General features: G+C 72.0%; 15 protein-coding genes. 9 read left to right on the top strand and 6 right to left on the bottom strand.

Features of this window, described 5'->3' with window-relative positions:
• Positions 1 to 5: 5 nt before the first annotated feature.
• The 4 genes from BMX65_RS11315 to BMX65_RS11300 all read right to left on the bottom strand — a co-directional run bounded on the left by BMX65_RS11315 (position 6) and on the right by BMX65_RS11300 (position 5,573).
• Positions 6 to 839 carry a M55 family metallopeptidase gene (locus BMX65_RS11315; protein WP_075000072.1) on the bottom strand — a complete coding sequence of 278 codons (834 nt, stop codon included), beginning with the start codon at positions 837 to 839 and terminating at the stop codon, positions 6 to 8.
• A gap of 74 nt (positions 840 to 913) precedes the next feature.
• Positions 914 to 1,609: a nitrogen regulation protein NR(II) gene (locus BMX65_RS11310; protein WP_075000071.1), complete on the bottom strand. Its 696-nt coding sequence runs from the start codon at positions 1,607 to 1,609 to the stop codon at positions 914 to 916.
• A gap of 347 nt (positions 1,610 to 1,956) precedes the next feature.
• Positions 1,957 to 4,518, bottom strand: coding sequence for a DHA2 family efflux MFS transporter permease subunit (locus tag BMX65_RS11305; protein WP_420856811.1), 2,562 nt, complete (start codon positions 4,516 to 4,518; stop codon positions 1,957 to 1,959).
• 602 nt (positions 4,519 to 5,120) lie between these two features.
• Positions 5,121 to 5,573, bottom strand: coding sequence for an SRPBCC family protein (locus BMX65_RS11300; RefSeq protein ID WP_075000070.1), 453 nt, complete (start codon positions 5,571 to 5,573; stop codon positions 5,121 to 5,123).
• Between the two features lie 171 nt (positions 5,574 to 5,744).
• On the opposite strand from BMX65_RS11300, the gene BMX65_RS11295 reads away from it, so the two are divergent.
• Both BMX65_RS11295 and BMX65_RS11290 read left to right on the top strand, forming a co-directional pair.
• Positions 5,745 to 6,842: an Rv2578c family radical SAM protein gene (locus tag BMX65_RS11295; RefSeq protein ID WP_075000069.1), complete on the top strand. Its 1,098-nt coding sequence runs from the start codon at positions 5,745 to 5,747 to the stop codon at positions 6,840 to 6,842.
• Between the two features lie 12 nt (positions 6,843 to 6,854).
• The gene (locus BMX65_RS11290) at positions 6,855 to 7,253 is read left to right on the top strand and encodes a RidA family protein (RefSeq protein WP_075000068.1); all 399 of its coding nucleotides are present in this window, start codon (positions 6,855 to 6,857) and stop codon (positions 7,251 to 7,253) included.
• A gap of 88 nt (positions 7,254 to 7,341) precedes the next feature.
• Here the strand turns inward: BMX65_RS11290 and BMX65_RS11285 are convergent, their stop codons facing one another.
• The gene (locus tag BMX65_RS11285) at positions 7,342 to 7,506 is read right to left on the bottom strand and encodes a hypothetical protein (RefSeq protein WP_398761629.1); all 165 of its coding nucleotides are present in this window, start codon (positions 7,504 to 7,506) and stop codon (positions 7,342 to 7,344) included.
• A gap of 122 nt (positions 7,507 to 7,628) precedes the next feature.
• Here BMX65_RS11285 and BMX65_RS11280 point away from each other — a divergent pair, with 122 nt between their 5' ends.
• Positions 7,629 to 8,213, top strand: coding sequence for a GNAT family N-acetyltransferase (locus tag BMX65_RS11280; protein WP_075000067.1), 585 nt, complete (start codon positions 7,629 to 7,631; stop codon positions 8,211 to 8,213).
• 83 nt (positions 8,214 to 8,296) lie between these two features.
• On the opposite strand, the gene BMX65_RS11275 is transcribed toward BMX65_RS11280, so the two are convergent.
• Entirely contained in the window at positions 8,297 to 8,881 is a 585-nt protein-coding gene (locus BMX65_RS11275; protein ID WP_075000066.1) for a HEAT repeat domain-containing protein, read from the bottom strand.
• Between the two features lie 358 nt (positions 8,882 to 9,239).
• Here BMX65_RS11275 and BMX65_RS11270 point away from each other — a divergent pair, with 358 nt between their 5' ends.
• The 6 genes from BMX65_RS11270 (at position 9,240) to BMX65_RS11245 (ending at position 18,424) form a co-directional block, all read left to right on the top strand.
• Positions 9,240 to 11,024: a 3-hydroxyacyl-CoA dehydrogenase family protein gene (locus BMX65_RS11270; protein WP_075000065.1), complete on the top strand. Its 1,785-nt coding sequence runs from the start codon at positions 9,240 to 9,242 to the stop codon at positions 11,022 to 11,024.
• A 101-nt stretch (positions 11,025 to 11,125) separates the two neighbouring features.
• Positions 11,126 to 11,917 carry a TetR family transcriptional regulator gene (locus BMX65_RS11265; protein ID WP_204357564.1) on the top strand — a complete coding sequence of 264 codons (792 nt, stop codon included), beginning with the start codon at positions 11,126 to 11,128 and terminating at the stop codon, positions 11,915 to 11,917.
• A 211-nt stretch (positions 11,918 to 12,128) separates the two neighbouring features.
• A complete protein-coding gene (locus tag BMX65_RS11260; RefSeq protein WP_239501961.1) occupies positions 12,129 to 13,658 on the top strand; it encodes an amino acid permease in 1,530 nt (509 codons plus the stop codon).
• A 314-nt stretch (positions 13,659 to 13,972) separates the two neighbouring features.
• Positions 13,973 to 15,346, top strand: coding sequence for a crotonyl-CoA carboxylase/reductase (gene ccrA / locus BMX65_RS11255; RefSeq protein WP_075000063.1), 1,374 nt, complete (start codon positions 13,973 to 13,975; stop codon positions 15,344 to 15,346).
• Between the two features lie 10 nt (positions 15,347 to 15,356).
• Entirely contained in the window at positions 15,357 to 17,456 is a 2,100-nt protein-coding gene (locus BMX65_RS11250) for a protein meaA (protein WP_075000062.1), read from the top strand.
• Complete coding sequence (locus BMX65_RS11245; protein WP_075000061.1) at positions 17,453 to 18,424, top strand: HpcH/HpaI aldolase/citrate lyase family protein; 972 nt, start codon at positions 17,453 to 17,455, stop codon at positions 18,422 to 18,424. The genes BMX65_RS11250 and BMX65_RS11245 overlap by 4 nt, the downstream gene beginning before the upstream one ends.

Here is an 18,424-nt window from a genome sequence, read left to right as displayed (position 1 = left end):
CCCGCTCAGCCATACTGCTCCTCCACCGCGGCGGAGACGACGGTCGTGACGGCCTTGAAGCAGCGGATCATGTCGTAGGCCCCGGCCGAGGTGAAGGCCACGCGGCGCTCGCCGGAGCGCTCGACCCCCGGTACGACCGTGGCGGCGCCCACCAGGTGTTCGGCGTCGAACTCCAGCTCGACGGTGTGCGGTTCGGGCTGCGGCGGGGTACGGCGCCCGGCCAGCGGAGCGGCGCGCCGGGCGGCGTCCCGGATCTCGGCCGCGGTGCGGGCGGGAGGGCGGCACACGGCGGCGTACCGCGACACGTAGTCCTTGACGGCGACGCCCAGCGCGTCGGGCGCATAGCCCTTGGCGTCCTCGACGGTGCGGTCGTCGCCCGTCACCAGCACGACGGGGACGCCGAACTCGGCCGCCACCAGATTGTTGAGCCGGCCCTCGCCGGCCCGCACCCCGTCGGCCCACACTCCCGTCAGGGAGTTGGCGAGGTAGGTGTGGGCGAGGACGCCTTCGCTGCCGGCACCGGTGTGGTAGCCGATGTAGGCGACGCCGTCCACGTCGCCGTGCTGGATGCCTTCGACCATCGACAGCGCCTTGTGCCGACCTGTGATCATCTCGGCCCGCTCGTCGAGCTGTTCCAGCAGGAGGTTGCGCATCGTCCAGTGGGCTTCGTTGATGAGCACCTCGTCAGCGCCTGCCTCGAAGAAGCCCCGGACGGCGGCGTCCACGTCCGAGGTGAACATCGAGCGGCAGCGCTCCCACTGCGGGGTTCCCGGCAGGACGTCCGCCGGCCAGGTGACTCCCGTTGCGCCCTCCATGTCGGCGCTGATGAGGATCTTCATGCCCGGCACGTTACGCGGTGGCCAACCGCCAGGACACCCCTGTGGATAACTCCACTGGTCCACACCACCTGTTTTCACCCGGGCAGGCGAGGATCCTCCCCGCATCCACCGCTGACCTGCGCGTTCAACGCCCCGAGCGCCGGATCGTCCGGGCTCGAGGGGCGATGCACCTCCACCACGGGGCAGCCCAGTTCCCGGATCCGGGAGGCCGCCGGCGCCGCCGCCGCGCGGGCCGGGCGGCCGAGCATCCGCGGCAGCCGCGCGCCCAGCTCGGCCGCCTCGGGGAACCAGCGGTGGTGGCCGAACGAGGGCACGATCCTGGTCCCCCGCAGCGCCCGCTGCCGCTGGAGCCGGGCGGCGCCGGTGGCGAGCACCAGCAGCCGGACGGGCGCGGGAGCAGCCAGCGGATAGCTCCACCACAGCACGTCGGCACGGTCCCGGCCGGGCACCGGAACACGGGCCCGCCCCGCCATGGCCGCACCGGACCCCGTCAGGTCTCCGGCACCGTCGAGCCAGTGATGGTCACCCGCGCGTGCGGAGGCGTTCAACGCGCCCGTCACCGGCAGGACGTCGGCTGCCGGGGCGCCCAGCACCTCTTTGCGGCGGTGGCCGAACAGCGCGCTCGCGCCGCTGCCCCAGTGCACGACGGTGCCGCGCGCGCCGATGCCGACCGCTGCGGCCGGGAGACACCCGCGGACGGCGACCAGGGTCTCCGCCGCGCAGGGACCGGTCCGGCGGATCCCACGGTCAGCGTCCGGCTCGCTTCCCATGAACCAGTCCTCTCTTCCGGCGGTGGCCGGTCCCGCCACGCCGGGCAGCCCTCACCACCGTAGAGCCGGACGGGAACGGCGGGAGAAGCAACGCCCGAACGGGGGACGCACCGGGGTGCGGTCGGTGTGCCGACCGCACCCCCCGGGAGCCCTGGGGTGCCGGAAAGCCGCGCCGGGGCCGGTCCTGGTTGCCCTGGCCGGTCCGGTCGGTCCGGTTCGGTCCGGTCGGCCCGATCACCCCGGTCGGCCCGATCACCCCGATCGGCCCGGTGGCCCCGGCCGGTCGCACCGGTCGGCGGTCCGGTAGGCGCCCCGGTCGGCGCCCCAGTATGCGGTCCGGTAGGTCGTCAGTCCTCGTGGCCCAGTTGCAGATCGCGCTCCGTGCGTCCGCCGCCCGCGATCTGCAGCACGGTCGCGACCGGCGGATAGCCCGCGGCCACCACCGTGTACTCGCCCGAGGCCAGGTCGACGAAGCGGAAGATGCCGTCCGGGCCGGTCGTCGCAGTGTCGACGACGTTGCCCGCCGCGTCCAGCAGGGTGACCCGCGCGTCCTCCACCGGCCGCCCGCCGGAGGCCCGGACAGTGCCGCGCAGCACGGCGCCGCCGGCGAGTTCGACGTCCTGCCGGGTCTCGCGGGACGCCTGCACGGAGACCGGGAGGGCGGCGGGGCGGTAGACGGGAGCGCTGGCCGCCAGCGTGTACTCGCCTGCGACGAGTTCGGAGATGACGTAGCCGCCCTCCCGGCTGCTGCGAGTGGTGGCGACGACCTCGCCGCGCACGTCGGTGAGCGTGACGATGGCGTCCTTGACGGGGTTGCCGTCGGCCGTCAGCACGCTGCCCGCCAGCCGCCCCGCCCCGCCGAGCACCACGTCGAGATCGACGGGCCGTTCGCCCACGCTGACGCTGACCGCGCGCGGCTGGTGCCCGCCCGCCGCCGCGATCATCACGTACGAGCCCGCGCCCGGGGTGCTCAGCGCGTACCGCCCGTCCTCGCCGGTGGCACCCCGCCCGATCTGCCGCCCGGCGGTGTCGACCAGAGTGAGCGCCGCGCGGGGAACGGCCGTGCCGTCGTGGTGCCGCACGGCGCCGCAGACCGGAACGCCAGCGGCGCAGGGCGCGGACTGCGGCTGCGACGCGGCGCCGTCGGGCGCGGACGCTGCGGGTGCTTCGGCACTGCGGGCCGGAGGCACGGACGTGTGCTGGGACACCAGGGGTTTCTCCTTGAGGAAGAGGGACAGTGCCAGCCCGAGGACGAGCACCGGAACGAGGTAGAGGAAGATCCGCGGCATCGCGTCCGCGTACGCCTCGATGTAGCCGTCGCGCAGCGGTGCGGGCAGAGCGCGCACGAGTTGCGGGGTCAGGGAGTCGGGATCGGGCAGGTCGCCCTGGTCCCGGGGGAGTTCCCGGGCGAGCGCGTCCGCGAGCCGGTGCGCGAGCAGGGTGCCGAACAGGGCGGCCCCGATGCTGCCGCCGATCTGCCGGAAGTAGTTGTTGGCGCTGGTGGCCGCGCCGATGTCGGAGGATCGCACCGAGTTCTGCACGGCCAGCACCAGCACGGGCAGCACGAAACCGATCCCCAGGCCGAGGATTCCCGACCAGATGCCGAACATCTGGCGCGAGGTGTCCGCGTCCAGCTTGGAGAGCAGCCACATCCCTTCGGCGGAGAGGGCGCAGCCCAGGACGGGGAAGATCTTGTAGTGCCCGGTGCGGGTGATCAACTGGCCCGAGAGCAGGGAGGAGACGACGACCCCGGACATCAGCGGCAGCATCAACAGCCCCGAGGCGGTGGCACTGACGCCCTCGACCATCTGCAGGAAGCTGGGCAGATAGCTGGCGGCGCCGAAGAGCGCGATGCCGATGGCTGCGCCCACCAGACCGGTGACGTTGAAGACGGAGTCCCGGAACAGCCGCAGCGGAAGCAGGGGTTCGGGTGCGTAGTGCTCGGCGACGAGGAAGAGCGCCCCGCTGAGGACGGCACCGGCGGCCAGACCGAGGATGACCCGGTCGCCCCAGTCGTAGGTCGTGCCGCCCCAACTGGTGAGCAGCACCAGGCAGGTGGAGAAGGCCGCCATCAGCAGCCCGCCGAGGATGTCGAGCCGGGGCCGCACCCGGGGCCTGGGCAGGGTGAGGGCGAGCGAGGTCACCAGCAGAGTGAGCAGGCCCACCGGCACGTTGAACCAGAAGCACCAGCGCCAGGACAGGTCGTCGGTGAACCAGCCGCCCAGCAGCGGACCGGCCACCGAGGCGAGCCCGAAGGCGGCGCCGATCAGGCCCATGTAGCGGCCGCGGTCCCGGGCCGGTACGACGTCCGCGATGATCGCCTGCACCCCGATCATCAGGCCGCCGGCACCGGTGCCCTGCACGGCGCGGTAGACGATCAGCTCCTCCATGGAACCGGCCCATCCTGCGAGGGCCGAGCCGACGGTGAAGACGCCGATGGCGAAGAGGAAGAGCCCCTTGCGGCCGAAGAGATCGCCGAGCTTGCCGTAGACGGGCAGCACGATGGTCGCGGCCAGGAGGTAGGTGGTGACGGCCCAGGACATCCGGCGCAGGCCGTCGAGTTCGCCGACGATCTTGGGAAGAGCCGTGGCCACGATGGTCTGTTCGAGCGCGGCCAGCAGCATGGCCAGCATCAGCGCGCCGAAGACGAGCCGGAGGCGGCGCGGCGACAGAAGCGCCTGCGGCGGATCGCCGTCCGGCACCGCGGTCTCCAGCGCGGCGGCGCCCGGTGGGGCGTCCTGGGGCCCGCCCCGCGCAGCATCCTGCGCCGCGTCGGCCGACGGGGCATCCTGCGGGATCCGCTGTGCCGGGTACGCCGCTCGGAGGTCGTGCGGGTCGGACCCCGGCGCGCGGGAGGCGCCGGCCGCGGCGGACGGGACCGCTCCGGGCCCCGGCACGTCGGAACGCATCGGTCCGTACTCCGCCGGAACGGCCCCCGACCGGGCGGCATTCGGACTCGTCGGCGGGTCGGCGGGGCCCGGCGCGGGCGCCGGTACCGTCGTGGCCGCCACCGGGGCCTCCGGCCGGCCGGGCAGTTCGACGGTGACCTCGACGGCGGCCGGAGCCGCGGCGGCCACGGGCCCGGGGTACTGATGCCCCCCGCCGGGCACCGGGTCCTGAAGTCCCCCGCCGGGTACCGGGCTCTGAAGTCCCCTGCCGGGCACGGGGGTCTGAAGTCCCCTGCCGGGTACCGAGGTCTGAAGTCCCCTGCCGGGTACGGGGTTTCCGTCACCCCTGGTGTCGAGGGTCGCCCCGCCGGTACCGCCCATCCCACTCCCCTTGCCGATGCTTCTGGGGGAGTATTTCTCGCATTGCACGACAAGCGCGTTCAAGCACGGTTCAGGTGCGCGCCGTGGGACGGATGGGGCTCAATTCGGTTGCCCGGGGCGCCTGTCGGGCTGCCGATCAGGGGTTTTCCCTGCGGCGGACCACCACCTGCAACAGCGGCGCCCCCACCGGAAACCACCCGATCCAGTGAGGGCGCGCCGCGCGTGCCGGAGGTCGGCAGAGGTCAGCCGCCCTGCTCCGTCTTGGCGGCCAGCCGCTGCAGCACGTCGTCGTAGATGCGGGCCAGGCCCTTGGGCGCGAAGGTCCGCTCGAAGAAGCCGCCGATACCGCCCGCGCCGTTCCAGACCGTGGTCACCGTGACCCGGGCGGTCTTCTCCCGGCTGCCAGGGGTCACCCGCCAGGTGGTCACCATCGAGGAGTTGCGGTCGGTCTCCACCAACTCACCGTCGGCGGGCTCGGTGACGTCGAGCAGGCAGTCCCGGACGCGCTTGCTGGTCGCCTGGAGCTTCCAGTGCACGAGCGTGCCCTCGCCGTCGCCGCCCTCCCTGACCTCGTATTCGCTGAAGGGGGCGGGGAGCAGTTCGGCCCGGGTCCCGCTGTAGTCGGCGAGCGCGTCGAACACCTCATCGGGTCCGGCCGCGATCTCCCGCTGCGTGGTCGCCTCGACCTGCGCCATGACTCCTCCTGTGACTGGACGGCCTGTGATCGGGGTGGCCAGCCAATCACCCTCGGGTCGGCTCCCCAAATCGAGCTTGACAGTTTTCGTACGAACGCGTGTTCTATTCTGGGACCGTACAGGGCGACAGTGGAGCCGAGGGACGCGACACCACCACCGAGGAGGCCGCGCATGCGCTGGGACGAGCTCAAGGACACCGACGAGCACAGCCGGGACGCGGCGCCCGCCCTCTTCGGCGCTTCCGCGGTCACGCGCCGCACCTTCGACACCCCCGAGTTCCGGGGGATGACCTTCCACGAGATCCGGGCCCGGACCCTGGTGAACAAGGTGCCCGGGGCCTCACGCATGCCGTTCGAATGGACGGTGAACCCCTACCGCGGCTGCTCGCACGCCTGCGTCTACTGCTTCGCCCGCCGGACCCACAGCTACCTGGATCTCGACCCGGGAGTGGGTTTCGACACCCAGATCGTGGTCAAGGTGAACGCGCCCGAGCTGCTGCGCAAGGAACTCAGCAGTCCCCGCTGGCGGGGCCAGCACATCGCCATGGGCACGAACGTCGACTGCTACCAGCGGGCCGAGGGACGGTACCGGTTGATGCCGGGCATCCTGACGGCCCTGCGCGACCACGCGAACCCCTTCTCGCTGCTCACCAAGGGCACACTCGTCCTGCGCGACCTGGACCTGCTGCGCTCGGCAGCGGCTGTCACGGAGGTCGGCGTCTCGGTGTCGGTCGGCTTCACCGACGAGGAGCTGTGGCGCACCGTCGAGCCGGGCACCCCGGCGCCGCAGCGGCGGCTGGATGTCGTACGACGGCTCACCGAGCACGGCATCCCGTGCGGGGTGCTGATGGCACCGGTGATCCCCTTCCTGGGCGACTCCCCCGCGCAGCTCAGGGCCACCGTTCGGGCCCTGGCCGCCGCCGGGGCGACCTCCGTCACCCCGCTCGCGCTGCATCTGCGGCCAGGGGCGCGCGAGTGGTTCTTCCGCTGGCTGCACCAGCACCACCCGCGGCTGGTGCGGCACTACGAGGCGCTCTACGCGGACGGCGCGTACGCGCCCAAGTGGTATCAGCGCCGTATCACCCGGCAGGTGCACGAGCTGGCCGCCGAGTACGGCGTGGGCCCCTCGGGCCCCGGCGCCGCCCGGCAGTCGGCGCCGACCGCTCCGGCAGCCGGCGACGAGGACGGCGCAGGTGACGGCGCAGGTGACGGAAACGCCCGCGAAGAGCCCACGGAGAAAAACCGCTGCACGCAACTCACCCTGCTCTGAGAACATGCCTGGATGTCATCGCTCACCCACATCACCACGCCCGAGGGCCTCCCGCCCGGGAACGGCTACAGCCATGTCGTCGTCGGCGAGGGCAGGTTCATCGCCGTGTCCGGCCAGGTGGCTCTCGACGCGGGTGGCAAGGTCGTCGGCGCGGACGATCCCGAGGCCCAGGCGGAGCAGGTGTTCGACAATCTGCGGCGCTGTCTGGAGGCGGCCGGAGCCGGCTTCGGCGACGTCGTGAAGTTCACCTTCTTCGTGACCGACCTGGCCGTCATGCCCGCGCTGCGCACCGTGCGCGACCGGTATCTCGACCCCGGGCGGCTCCCCGCGTGCAGCGCCGTGCAGGTCGCCGGGCTCGTACGGCCGGAACTGCTCATCGAGATCGAGGCGCTCGCCGTGTGCCCGTCCTGACTCTGGCCGCCCCAGGCGCGGAGGCACGCCGCGCGCCGGGCGCGGACGACCGGGCGGCGGAGCACCGGTTACAGCAGGGTGCGGCGCGTCAACCGGCCGGGTCCACGCGCGGCGGGGAGTCGTCGTTGCCGCGCCTGACCGTGCGCGACCGCCGCCCGGGGCGCCAGGTACGGAGGACCATCTCCTCGCCCTCGACGGTGACGTGCACGACCTCGGCCACCACCGCCCGGAAGAGGGTGTGTGTCGTCGTCATGCGCCCACTCCGGCGGGGCAACCGGACATCTCCTGCCGGGTATTCGGCGGCGGGCCGGGGCGGGGCGGGGCGGCCGGGAAAAGGCGGTGCGGACCCGGGGTCCGTGGGAGCACCCTCGGCACATGCATGTGCGGGAGATGACCGAGGACGACGTCGAAGCCGTGGCAGAGGTGCGGGTGCGCGGTTGGCGGAGCGCGTACCGGGGGCTGGTGCCGCAGCCGTATCTGGACGCGATGTCACCGGCAGCGGAGGCGGCGCGGCGGCGGCGCTTCTTCAGGGCCGGCCGGGGAGTGGTGCGGAACCTGGTGGCCGTGGACGGGGCCGGAGGCGGTCAGGTCACGGGATGGGCAGCGGCCGGGCCCCGGCGCACCCAGGGGGACACCCCGCGCCCCGGGCCGCCCGGCGGTGACGAAGAGCTCTATGCGCTGTACGTCCACCCGGACCACATCGGCACCGGGGTGGGCCGGCTGCTCATGGGGGCGGTGCTGGAGGATGCCGCCGCGCGGGGCTGCCCGCGGATGTTCCTGTGGGTGCTGGAGGGCAACGCCCGTGCGCGCCGCTTCTACGAGCGGGCCGGCTTCGCCGCGGACGGGCTCACCTCGGCGTTCGAGGTGGCGGGTGCGGAGGTCCCCGAGGTCCGCTACCGCACCGTCCTCGGCGGGGGCCGGGGGCCGGAAGCGGGGTCCGGACGACGGGACCACGGGTAGATGTGCCGTCCGCGGCGTTCCGGGCCGTCGGGGCCGGCTGAGCTGCCCCGGACGGGATCTGGCCCGGTCACGTCCGCGGCGGCTCAGCCGGGGAGCCGCGCCAGGGCCGCCTTGGCGTAGGGGGACAGCCGGTGGTGCCGGGCCGCCGCGTCGAGGACGGGGATGGCGCGTTTGTCGCCCAGCGCTCCGAGGCCGACGACGCACGCCTCGGCGATCGGCCAGTAGTGCAGGGGCCCGATCAGGAGGCGCTGGAGCACGTTGATCAGGGTGGGCACCGACTCCGGGGCGCGCAGGGCCGTCAGCAGCCGGACCGGGTAGAGCGCGTAGGCGGTGCGCAGTTCGTTGGTGGCCAGGGCCGCCGCGGCTTTGGCCGTGCGGGGGTCGCGTAGCCGCTCCAGGGCCTGGGCGGCGCTGGCGCAGCACACCGGGTCCCGGTAGTTCAGCATGAAGACGAGGGTCTCGAAGGCCCTCCGGTCCCCCGCGCTGCCCAGTGCGAAGGCCGCGATCTCGCGGGCCCACAGGGGCCGTTCGCTCTCCACGAGTACGGCGGCGAGCTGGTCGCGCGCCTCCGTGCTGCGCTGCCTGGCAAGCGTGACCAGGCGTGCGTACTCGACGGGCTCGGCCTCCGGCCGCACACGGTCGATCAGCGTTCGGAACGCGTCGGCCACTCCGGCTCCCCCTTACGTGCTGAGTTCCCCAGCGGTGGAAGTGTTCCTACCCCTGGCTTTATGGTTACCCACGAGTTAAGGTGCTCATCAGAGCGGTATCCCCGCTCAGGCGGTTTGGTGACGCAGCCGCCGAGAGTGACGTCGGTTCGGCAGCGGACCCGGCACGCGCAGGAGCGCGTCGGAGCCGTACGGGCCGCCTCGTGACCGGGCCCCGGGACAGGGCCGCGCAGCGGGGCGTGACCGGTAACTCCCCTGCCCCGCGCGTACGTACGCCCGCGCGCCCGGTAGTGCACGAAACCCTCACCCTCATCACCCGTGCCCCTGTAGGGGCCAGTGTCACACCCTCTGGAGTCCCCTGATGGACCGTCCTCCCCTGCGCACGATCGCCGTCGTCGGCCTCGGCACGATGGGTACCGGCATCGCCGATATTCTCGCCCGCGCCGGGCGTGAGGTCATCGGCATCGACACGAACGAAGCAGCCGCCCGGCACGCCGTCGCCGCACTGGAGTCCTCCACAGCGCGCTCGGTGGAGCGCGAGCGGATGACGCAGAGCGAGCGCCGGGACGTGCTGGCGCGGTTCCGCACCTTCACCGGCCTCGCGGCGGCTGCCGAGGCGGACCTCGTCATCGAGGTGGTGCCGGAGGACTACGACACCAAGTGCCAGGTGTTCGCCGAGCTGGACACCGTCGTCAAGCCGGACACCGTCCTGGCCACCGGCACCAACGCGCTCTCCGTGACGCGGCTGGCAGCCGACTCCGACCGGCCCGAACGCGTGCTGGGGCTGCACTTCTTCAATCCGGCCCCCGCCATGAAGCTCGTGGAGATCGTCTCCTCGGTGCTCACCTCGCCGCAGGCGATCGCCGCGGTCACCGAGCTGGCCCGGGACCTGGGCAAGGATCCCATCGCAGTCGGTGACCGCCCCGGGTTCGTCGCCGACGGGCTGCTGTTCGGCTATCTGAACCAGGCCGCCGCGATGTACGAGTCCCGCTACGCCACTCGCGAGGACATCGACTCCGCCATGCAACTGGGGTGCGGTCTGCCGATGGGCCCGCTGGCCCTCCTCGATCTGATCGGGATCGACACCGCACGCACCGTGCTGGCGGCGATGTACGAGCAGTCGCGCGACCGGCTGCACGCTCCCGCGCCGATCCTGCGGCAGTTGAGCGAGGCGGGGCTGACCGGCCGCAAGGCGGGCCGCGGCTTCTACACCTACGCGGCGCCCGGCAGCTCGGAGGTGCTGCCCGACGCGCTCACCCCCGACGCGGCGGCCGACCGCGCGCCGGGCCGCCCCGTCACGGCGGTGGGCGTGGTGGGTTCGGGGACGATGGCCGGGGGTATCGCGGAGGTCTTCGCCAAGGCCGGCTACCCGACGGTGCTCGCGGCGCGCAGCGAGCAGAAAGCGGCGACCGCCAAGGAGCGCGTCGCCCGGTCGCTGGAGCGCTCGGTCCACAAGGGCCGGATGACGGTCGAGGCCCGGGACGCGGCACTGGCGCTGATCACCCCGGCCGGGTCGCTGGACGCACTGGGCGAGGCCGACCTGGTGGTCGAGGCGGTAGCCGAGGACCTGGACGTCAAGCGGCGGCTGTTCGAGCGGCTGGACGCGGTCTGCAAGCAGGGGGCCGTGCTGGCCACCACCACCTCCTCGCTGCCCGTGGTGGCCTGCGCCCGTGCCACAGCGCGGCCGCAGGACGTGATCGGGATGCACTTCTTCAACCCGGCGCCCGCCATGAAGCTGGTCGAGGTGGTGAGCACGGTGCTGACCGACCCGCAGGCCCACACCACCGTCCGCGAGGTCTGCCGGAAGGTCCGCAAGCACCCGGTGGACTGCGGGGACCGCGCGGGCTTCATCGTCAACGCGCTGCTCTTCCCCTACCTGAACAACGCCGTGAAGATGGTCCAGGAGCACTACGCCTCGCTGGACGACATCGACGCGGCGATGAAGCTCGGCGGGGGCTACCCGATGGGGCCCTTCGAGCTGCTGGACGTGGTGGGTCTGGACGTCTCGCTCGCGATCGAGCGGGTGCTGCACGAGGAGTTCCGCGACCCCGGGCTGGCGCCCGCGCCGCTGCTGGAGCACCTGGTCGCCGCGGGCTGTCTGGGCAGGAAGACGGGGCGCGGCTTCCGCGAGTACGCACGCCGGTGACCGGCGGTATCGCCGGGTGGGGCGGGCTGTTGGAGCCGGCGGCCGGCGGCCTGCCTCACGGCCCGCCCCCCGACCCTGTCACGGCGTGTAGCGTTCACCACATGCCAGAGCCCGAGAAGAACTCCCGTACGACCGGCCAGCGTGCGAGCGGCGCCGCCACCCAGCGGCTGAGGGTGCGCCGTGAGTTGGCCGCCGCCGCCACGGAGCTCTTCGCCACGAAGGGTTACGAGGCCACCACGGTGGATGAGATCGCGGCCGCCGCGGGGGTGGCCCGGCGCACGTTCTTCCGGCACTTCCGCTCCAAGGAAGAGGCGATCTTCCCCGACCACGACGACACCCTCGTGCGTGCGCAGGCCGTACTGGAGGCCGCGCCCGCGCACGAGCACCCGCTGGACACGGTCTGCCGGGGCATCAAGGAAGTCATGAAGATGTACGCCGCCTCCCCCAAGGGCAGCGTCGAGCGGTACAAGCTCACCCGCGAGGTGCCCGCGCTGCGGGAGCGGGAGATCGCCTCGGTGGCGCGCTACGAGCGGCTTTTCACCCGCTATCTGCTGGGCCATTTCGACGAGGAGGCGCACCGCGACGGCATCAGCGGCTACGACGAGCCGCTGCTCGCGGAGGTGGCGGCCTCGGCCGTGGTCACCGCGCACAACCATGTGCTGCGGCGGTGGCTGCGCTCGGGCGCCGAGGGGGACGTGATGACGCAGCTCGACCACGCCTTCGCGATCGTACGGCGTACGTTCGGCACCGGTTTCGGCGCGCACCGCCCGGCCGGGGAGCAGCCCGCGGCATCCGTGGCGCGCAGGGACGAGGTACTGGTGACCGTCGCCCGCACCGACGCACCCCTCGGCGAGATCATGTCCACCATCGAACGCGCGCTCTCCCGGGACTGACCGGCCGCCCGCCCCGCGGAACACCTCCCGGGGCGGCTGCGGACCGGGCCCCGTCCAGGAGGGTTCCGCACCGCTTCCGCACGCCCGGCCGCCGGGGGCCGGCCCGGCGGGCGAGGGAGTCGGGTGAATTGCGCCCGTACCCCGCCGCGCGTACCCGCCGCCGGGCCGCCGAGTGGAAACCATGGCGCGAAGGCGACGTGGAGGTGCGGCAGTGTCGGTGGCGCCAGGCGGGGAGAAGAGCCCGAGGCAGTGGTTGCGGACCAAGTCCGTCGAAGAGTCGATCATCGACACGGACGACCCCGAGCAGGGGCTGCCCCGCTCGCTGTCGGCGCGCGACCTGACGGTCTTCGGCGTCGGCGTGATCATCGGCACCGGTATCTTCGTGCTGACGGGCCAGGTCGCCAGGACGACGTCCGGTCCCGCGGTGGCCATCTCCTTCGGCGCGGCCGGAGTGGTGTGCACCCTCGCCGCGCTGTGCTACGCGGAGTTCGCCTCCACCGTGCCGGTGGCCGGCTCCGCCTACACCTTCGCGTACGCCTCGCTGGGTGAACTGCCTGCCTGGATCATCGGCTGGGACCTGGTGCTGGAACTGGCGCTGGGCTGCGCGGTGGTGGCGGTCGGCTGGTCGGGGTACGTGCGGTCGCTGCTGGACAGCATCGGCTGGCGGCTTCCCGACTGGCTCTCGGGCACCAGCGACACCAACGGCTTCGGTTTCGACCTGCTGGCCTGCGCCCTGGTCCTGCTGCTGACGGGCATCCTGACGGTCGGCATGAAGCTGTCGGCCCGGGTCACCTCCATCGTTGTGACGATCAAGGTGGGGGTGGTGCTGCTGGTGATCGTCGCCGGGGCGTTCTTCGTCACGGCCGAGAACTACGACCCCTTCATCCCGCCCGCGCAGGGAACCGCGGACTCCACCTCCGGGTTCGCGACACCGCTGATCCAGGTGATGTCCGGCTACGCGCCGACCACGTTCGGCGTGATGGGCATCTTCACCGGAGCGGCTGTCGTCTTCTTCGCGTTCATCGGCTTCGACGTGGTGGCCACGACGGCCGAGGAGACCCGCAATCCGCAGCGCGACATGCCGCGCGGCATCCTGGGCTCGCTGATCGTCTGCACGGTGCTGTACATCGCGGTCTCGATCGTGGTCACCGGGATGCGCAAGTACACCGAGCTGACCGTGGACGCTCCGCTGGCCGACGCGTTCAAGGCCGTCGGCGAGCCGTTCTGGGCAGGGCTGATCAGTTTCGGTGCGGCGGTGGGACTGACGACGGTGTGCATGATCCTGCTGCTGGGCCAGTCCCGGGTGTTCTTCGCGATGAGCCGGGACCGGCTGCTGCCGCCGCTGTTCGCCCGGGTGCACCCGCGGTTCGGCACGCCCTACCGGTCGACGGTACTGCTGGGGGTGCTCGTCGCCGTCGCGGCGGGTTTCATCCGCCTCACGGAGCTGGCCGAACTGGTGAACATCGGGACGCTCTTCGCGTTCGTGGTCGTGGCGGTGGGGGTGATCATCCTGCGGCGCACCAGGCCGGACCTGCCGCGCGCCTTCCGCACGCCGCTGGTGCCCGCGCTGCCGATCGCCTCGGTGCTGACCTCGCTGTGGCTGATGCTGAACCTGCCGTCGGAGACCTGGGCCCGGTTCGCCGCGTGGATGGCACTGGGGGCCGTGCTCTACTCGGGGTACGGACGGCGCCGCAGCCGGGTGCGGCAGGGAACCGAGCCCTCGGCACATCAGGTGCCCTGACCTGCGGGGCAGCAACATTTGATCGATCATCGCTCAGATGAGAGCGATCCACGCCATGTGAGAATTCACGGCACGCGGTGTCTTGTGTGCTGGCACTGGGTGTCATACGTTGGCAGCAGTCCGGGCGCTGTCCCCGCGGCCGAAACCGTGTGCCCCGGACCGCTCGGCGTCACGAGCGACCGCGCGCACCCTCGCGCACCAGCAACAGCCGAACCGACGGCACTGCCTCACCACCGACGTACCCCGACGGGGCTCCTCCGGCCGCAGCCGGAGGCGTCCCCACACCACGCTCCACGCTTCGCCGGAGGCACACCGTGAACCAGATCCTCGACGCGATCCTCGCGTCCGACACCTCGCCGGACGACTTCGCCGCCCTGCCGCTGCCCGAGTCCTACCGGGCCGTGACCGTCCACAAGGACGAGGCCGGGATGTTCGAAGGGCTGGAGGCCCGGGACAAGGACCCGCGCAAGTCGCTGCACCTGGACGAGGTGCCCGTGCCCGAACTGGGCCCGGGCGAGGCCCTGGTGGCCGTGATGGCCTCCTCGGTCAACTACAACTCGGTCTGGACCTCGATCTTCGAGCCGCTTTCCACCTTCGGGTTCCTGGAGCGCTACGGCCGCGTCTCGCCGCTGGCGAAGCGGCACGACCTGCCGTACCACATCATCGGCTCCGACCTGGCGGGCGTCGTGCTGCGCACCGGCGTGGGGGTCAACTCCTGGAAGCCGGGCGACGAGGTGGTCGCGCACTGCCTCTCCGTCGAACTGGAGTCGGCCGACGGGCACAACGACACGATGCTCGACCCGCAGCAGCGGATCTGGGGCTTCGAGACCAACTTCGGCGGACTCGCCGAGATCGCGCTGGTCAAGTCCAACCAGCTGATGCCCAAGCCGGCCCACCTGAGCTGGGAGGAGGCCGCGGCCCCCGGCCTGGTCAACTCCACCGCCTACCGGCAACTCGTCTCCCGCAACGGCGCCGGGATGAAGCAGGGCGACAACGTCCTCATCTGGGGGGCCAGCGGCGGACTGGGCTCGTACGCCACCCAGTTCGCGCTGGCCGGCGGCGCGAACCCGATCTGCGTGGTCTCCAGCGAGGACAAGGCCGAGATCTGCCGCCGGATGGGCGCCGAGGCCATCATCGACCGCAAGGCGGAGGGCTACCAGTTCTGGAAGGACGAGCACAACCAGGACCCCAAGGAGTGGAAGCGCTTCGGCAAGCGGATCCGTGAACTGACCGGCGGCGAGGACGTGGACATCGTCTTCGAGCACCCGGGGCGGGAGACCTTCGGCGCGAGTGTCTACGTCACCCGCAAGGGCGGCACCATCGTCACCTGCGCCTCCACCTCCGGATACGAGCACAGCTACGACAACCGGTACCTGTGGATGTCGCTGAAGCGGATCATCGGCTCGCACTTCGCCAACTACCGCGAGGCGTGGGAGGCCAACCGGCTGATAGCCAAGGGCAAGATCCACCCCACGCTCTCGAAGAGCTACCCGCTGGAGGAGACCGGCCAGGCGGCCTACGACGTGCACCGCAACCTGCACCAGGGCAAGGTCGGCGTCCTCGCGCTGGCGCCCGAGGAGGGACTGGGCGTGCGCGACCACGAGAAGCGGGCCCGGCACCTGGACGCCATCAACACCTTCCGCGACGCCGAAGGCGGGCGGACCGACGGGCACAGCCGGAACGCGTGAGGCCCCCGCGATGACTGATGAACGGGAGCCCAGGAAACGCGACCGGCCCTGGCTGATGCGGACCTACGCCGGGCACTCCACGGCCGAGGCGTCCAACGAGCTGTACCGGCGCAACCTCGCCAAGGGCCAGACCGGGCTGTCCGTCGCCTTCGACCTGCCCACCCAGACCGGATACGACCCCGACCACGTGCTCGCCCGCGGCGAGGTCGGCCGGGTCGGGGTCCCGGTCTCCCACCTGGGCGACATGCGCAGGCTCTTCGACGGCATCCCGCTGGAGAAGACCAACACCTCCATGACCATCAACGCCACCGCCATGTGGCTGCTGGCGCTCTACCAGGTGGTCGCGGAGGAGCAGGGCGCCGACGTGTCGCAGCTCCAGGGCACCACGCAGAACGACATCGTCAAGGAGTACCTCTCCCGCGGGACGCACGTCTTCCCGCCGGTGCCCTCGCTGCGGCTGACCACCGACATGATCGCCTACACGGTGGCCCGGCTGCCCAAGTGGAACCCGGTCAACATCTGCAGCTACCACCTGCAGGAGGCCGGAGCCACACCGGTGCAGGAGATCTCCTACGCGATGGCCACGGCGATCGCGGTGCTGGACGCCGTACGGGACAGCGGGCAGGTGCCGCCCGAGGAGTTCGGGCGGGTCGTGGCGCGGATCTCGTTCTTCGTGAACGCGGGCGTCCGGTTCGTCGAGGAGATGTGCAAGATGCGGGCCTTCACCCGCATCTGGGACCGCGTCACCAGCGAGCGCTACGGCATCACCGATCCCAAGCAGCGCCGCTTCCGGTACGGGGTGCAGGTCAACTCGCTGGGGCTGACCGAGGCCCAGCCCGAGAACAACGTCCAGCGCATCGTGCTGGAGATGCTGGCCGTGACCCTCTCCAAGGACGCCAGGGCCCGCGCCGTGCAGCTGCCCGCCTGGAACGAGGCGCTGGGCCTGCCCCGCCCCTGGGACCAGCAGTGGTCGCTGCGAGTCCAGCAGGTGCTGGCGCACGAGAGCGACCTGCTGGAGTACGACGACATCTTCGCCGGCTCGCACGTGATCGAGGCGGAGGTGGACAGCCTGGTCGAGCAGTCGCTGGCCGAGATGGCCCGGATCGAGGAGATGGGCGGGGCGATGGCCGCCGTCGAGTCCGGCTACCTCAAGTCGCAGCTCGTCGCCTCGCACGCGGAGCGCCGCGCCCGGATCGAGTCGGGCGAGGAGAAGATCGTCGGCGTCAACTGCTACGAGGCCACCGAGCCGAGCCCGCTCACCGCGGACCTGGACACCGCGATCCTGACGGTGGACCCGGCCGGCGAGGCGGCCACCGTGGCGGCGGTCAAGCGCTGGCGGGAGACCCGAGACGAGCCGTTCTGGCGCGAGGGAAACCGGGAGCCTGGCCTCCACCCCAGCGCGGAGCAGGCCCTCGCCGACCTGCGGGAGGCCGCCGCCGGGGACACCAACCTGATGGAGGCCACTCTGGAGTGTGCCCGCGCCGGGGTCACCACCGGGGAGTGGGCGGGCGCGCTGCGCGAGGTGTTCGGCGAGTTCCGGGCGCCGACCGGGGTGAGTTCGGCGCCGGTCGCCGTGAGCGCCGAGGAGGGCTCGGAGCTGGCCGCGGTGCGGCGGAAGACGGCGGACACCGCGGCGGAGCTGGGGGTCGGCAAGCTGCGGCTGCTGGTGGGCAAGCCGGGGCTGGACGGCCACAGCAACGGCGCCGAGCAGATCGCCGTACGGGCCCGGGACGCGGGCCTCGAGGTGGTCTACCAGGGCATCAGGCTCACGCCGGAGGAGATCGTCGCGGCGGCCCTCGCCGAGGACGTGCACTGCGTGGGCCTGTCCATCCTCTCCGGCTCGCACGCCGAACTGGTGCCGGACGTGCTGGAGCGGATGCGGAAGGCGGGCGCGACCGACGTCCCCGTGGTCGTGGGCGGGATCATCCCGTCGGCGGACGCGCGGGCGCTGCGCGAGGCGGGGGTCGCCGCCGTCTTCACCCCGAAGGACTTCGGGATCACCGGGATCATCGGCCGTATCGTCGACGAGATCCGCAGTCAGCACAAGCTCCCGACGCGCGACGAGCGCAGTGGGCGCGATCAGCGAGAACCACTGGAGGTCACCTCGTGAACAGCGACAACCGGCAGCGAGCGCTCCGCCCGCGCCGTTCCTGCCTGGCGGTGCCGGGCAGCAACCCGCGGTTCCTGGAGAAGGCGCAGGGCCTCCCCGCCGACCAGGTCTTCCTGGACCTGGAGGACGCCTGCGCCCCGCTGGCCAAGCCGGAGGCGCGGCACACCATCGTGAAGTTCCTCAACGAGGGCGACTGGAGCGGCAAGACCCGCGTCGTGCGGGTCAACGACTGGACCACGGAGTGGACCTACCGCGACGTGGTGACCGTCGTGGAGGGCGCCGGCGCCAACCTCGACTGCGTGATGCTGCCCAAGGTGCAGGACGCGGCACAGGTGCAGGCGCTGGACATGCTGCTGACGCAGATCGAGAAGACGGTCGGCCTGGAGGTCGGCGGGATCGGCATCGAGGCGCAGATCGAGAACGCCAAGGGCCTGGTGAACGTCGACGAGATCGCCGCGGCCTCGCCGCGGATGGAGACCATCGTCTTCGGGCCGGCCGACTTCATGGCGTCCATCAACATGAAGTCGCTGGTCGTGGGCGAGCAGCCGCCCGGCTACCCGGCCGACGCCTACCACTACATCCTGATGCGGATCCTGATGGCGGCCCGCACCCACGACCTCCAGGCGATCGACGGGCCCTATCTGCAGATCCGCGACGTGGACGGCTACCGGGAGGTGGCCCGGCGGGCCGCGGCGCTCGGCTTCGACGGCAAGTGGGTGCTGCACCCGGGCCAGGTCGAGGCGTCCAACGAGATCTTCTCGCCCTCCCAGGAGGACTACGACCACGCGGAGATGATCCTGGACGCGTACGAGTACTGCACCTCCGAGGCCGGCGGCAAGAAGGGTTCGGCGATGCTCGGCGACGAGATGATCGACGAGGCCAGCCGCAAGATGGCGCTGGTCATCTCCGGCAAGGGCCGCGCGGCGGGCATGCAGCGCACCACCTCCTTCACCCCTCCGGAGGGCTGA

Origin of the sequence: Streptomyces qinglanensis, assembly GCF_900111245.1 — a bacterium.
GTDB lineage: Bacteria > Actinomycetota > Actinomycetes > Streptomycetales > Streptomycetaceae > Streptomyces > Streptomyces qinglanensis.
The sequence above is the reverse complement of the archived record's forward strand: the minus strand, read 5'-3'. Positions and strand labels throughout refer to the sequence as shown.

Bases quoted from the DNA above. Each gene is read 5' to 3' on its own strand.
- BMX65_RS11315 (WP_075000072.1), bottom strand. From the start codon at position 839: ATGAAGATCCTCATCAGCGCCGACATGGAGGGCGCAACGGGAGTCACC.
- BMX65_RS11310 (WP_075000071.1), bottom strand. From the start codon at position 1,609: ATGGGAAGCGAGCCGGACGCTGACCGTGGGATCCGCCGGACCGGTCCC.
- BMX65_RS11305 (WP_420856811.1), bottom strand. From the start codon at position 4,518: ATGCGTTCCGACGTGCCGGGGCCCGGAGCGGTCCCGTCCGCCGCGGCC.
- BMX65_RS11300 (WP_075000070.1), bottom strand. From the start codon at position 5,573: ATGGCGCAGGTCGAGGCGACCACGCAGCGGGAGATCGCGGCCGGACCC.
- BMX65_RS11295 (WP_075000069.1), top strand. From the start codon at position 5,745: ATGCGCTGGGACGAGCTCAAGGACACCGACGAGCACAGCCGGGACGCG.
- BMX65_RS11290 (WP_075000068.1), top strand. From the start codon at position 6,855: ATGTCATCGCTCACCCACATCACCACGCCCGAGGGCCTCCCGCCCGGG.
- BMX65_RS11285 (WP_398761629.1), bottom strand. From the start codon at position 7,506: ATGACGACGACACACACCCTCTTCCGGGCGGTGGTGGCCGAGGTCGTG.
- BMX65_RS11280 (WP_075000067.1), top strand. From the start codon at position 7,629: ATGCATGTGCGGGAGATGACCGAGGACGACGTCGAAGCCGTGGCAGAG.
- BMX65_RS11270 (WP_075000065.1), top strand. From the start codon at position 9,240: ATGGACCGTCCTCCCCTGCGCACGATCGCCGTCGTCGGCCTCGGCACG.
- BMX65_RS11265 (WP_204357564.1), top strand. From the start codon at position 11,126: ATGCCAGAGCCCGAGAAGAACTCCCGTACGACCGGCCAGCGTGCGAGC.
- BMX65_RS11250 (WP_075000062.1), top strand. From the start codon at position 15,357: ATGACTGATGAACGGGAGCCCAGGAAACGCGACCGGCCCTGGCTGATG.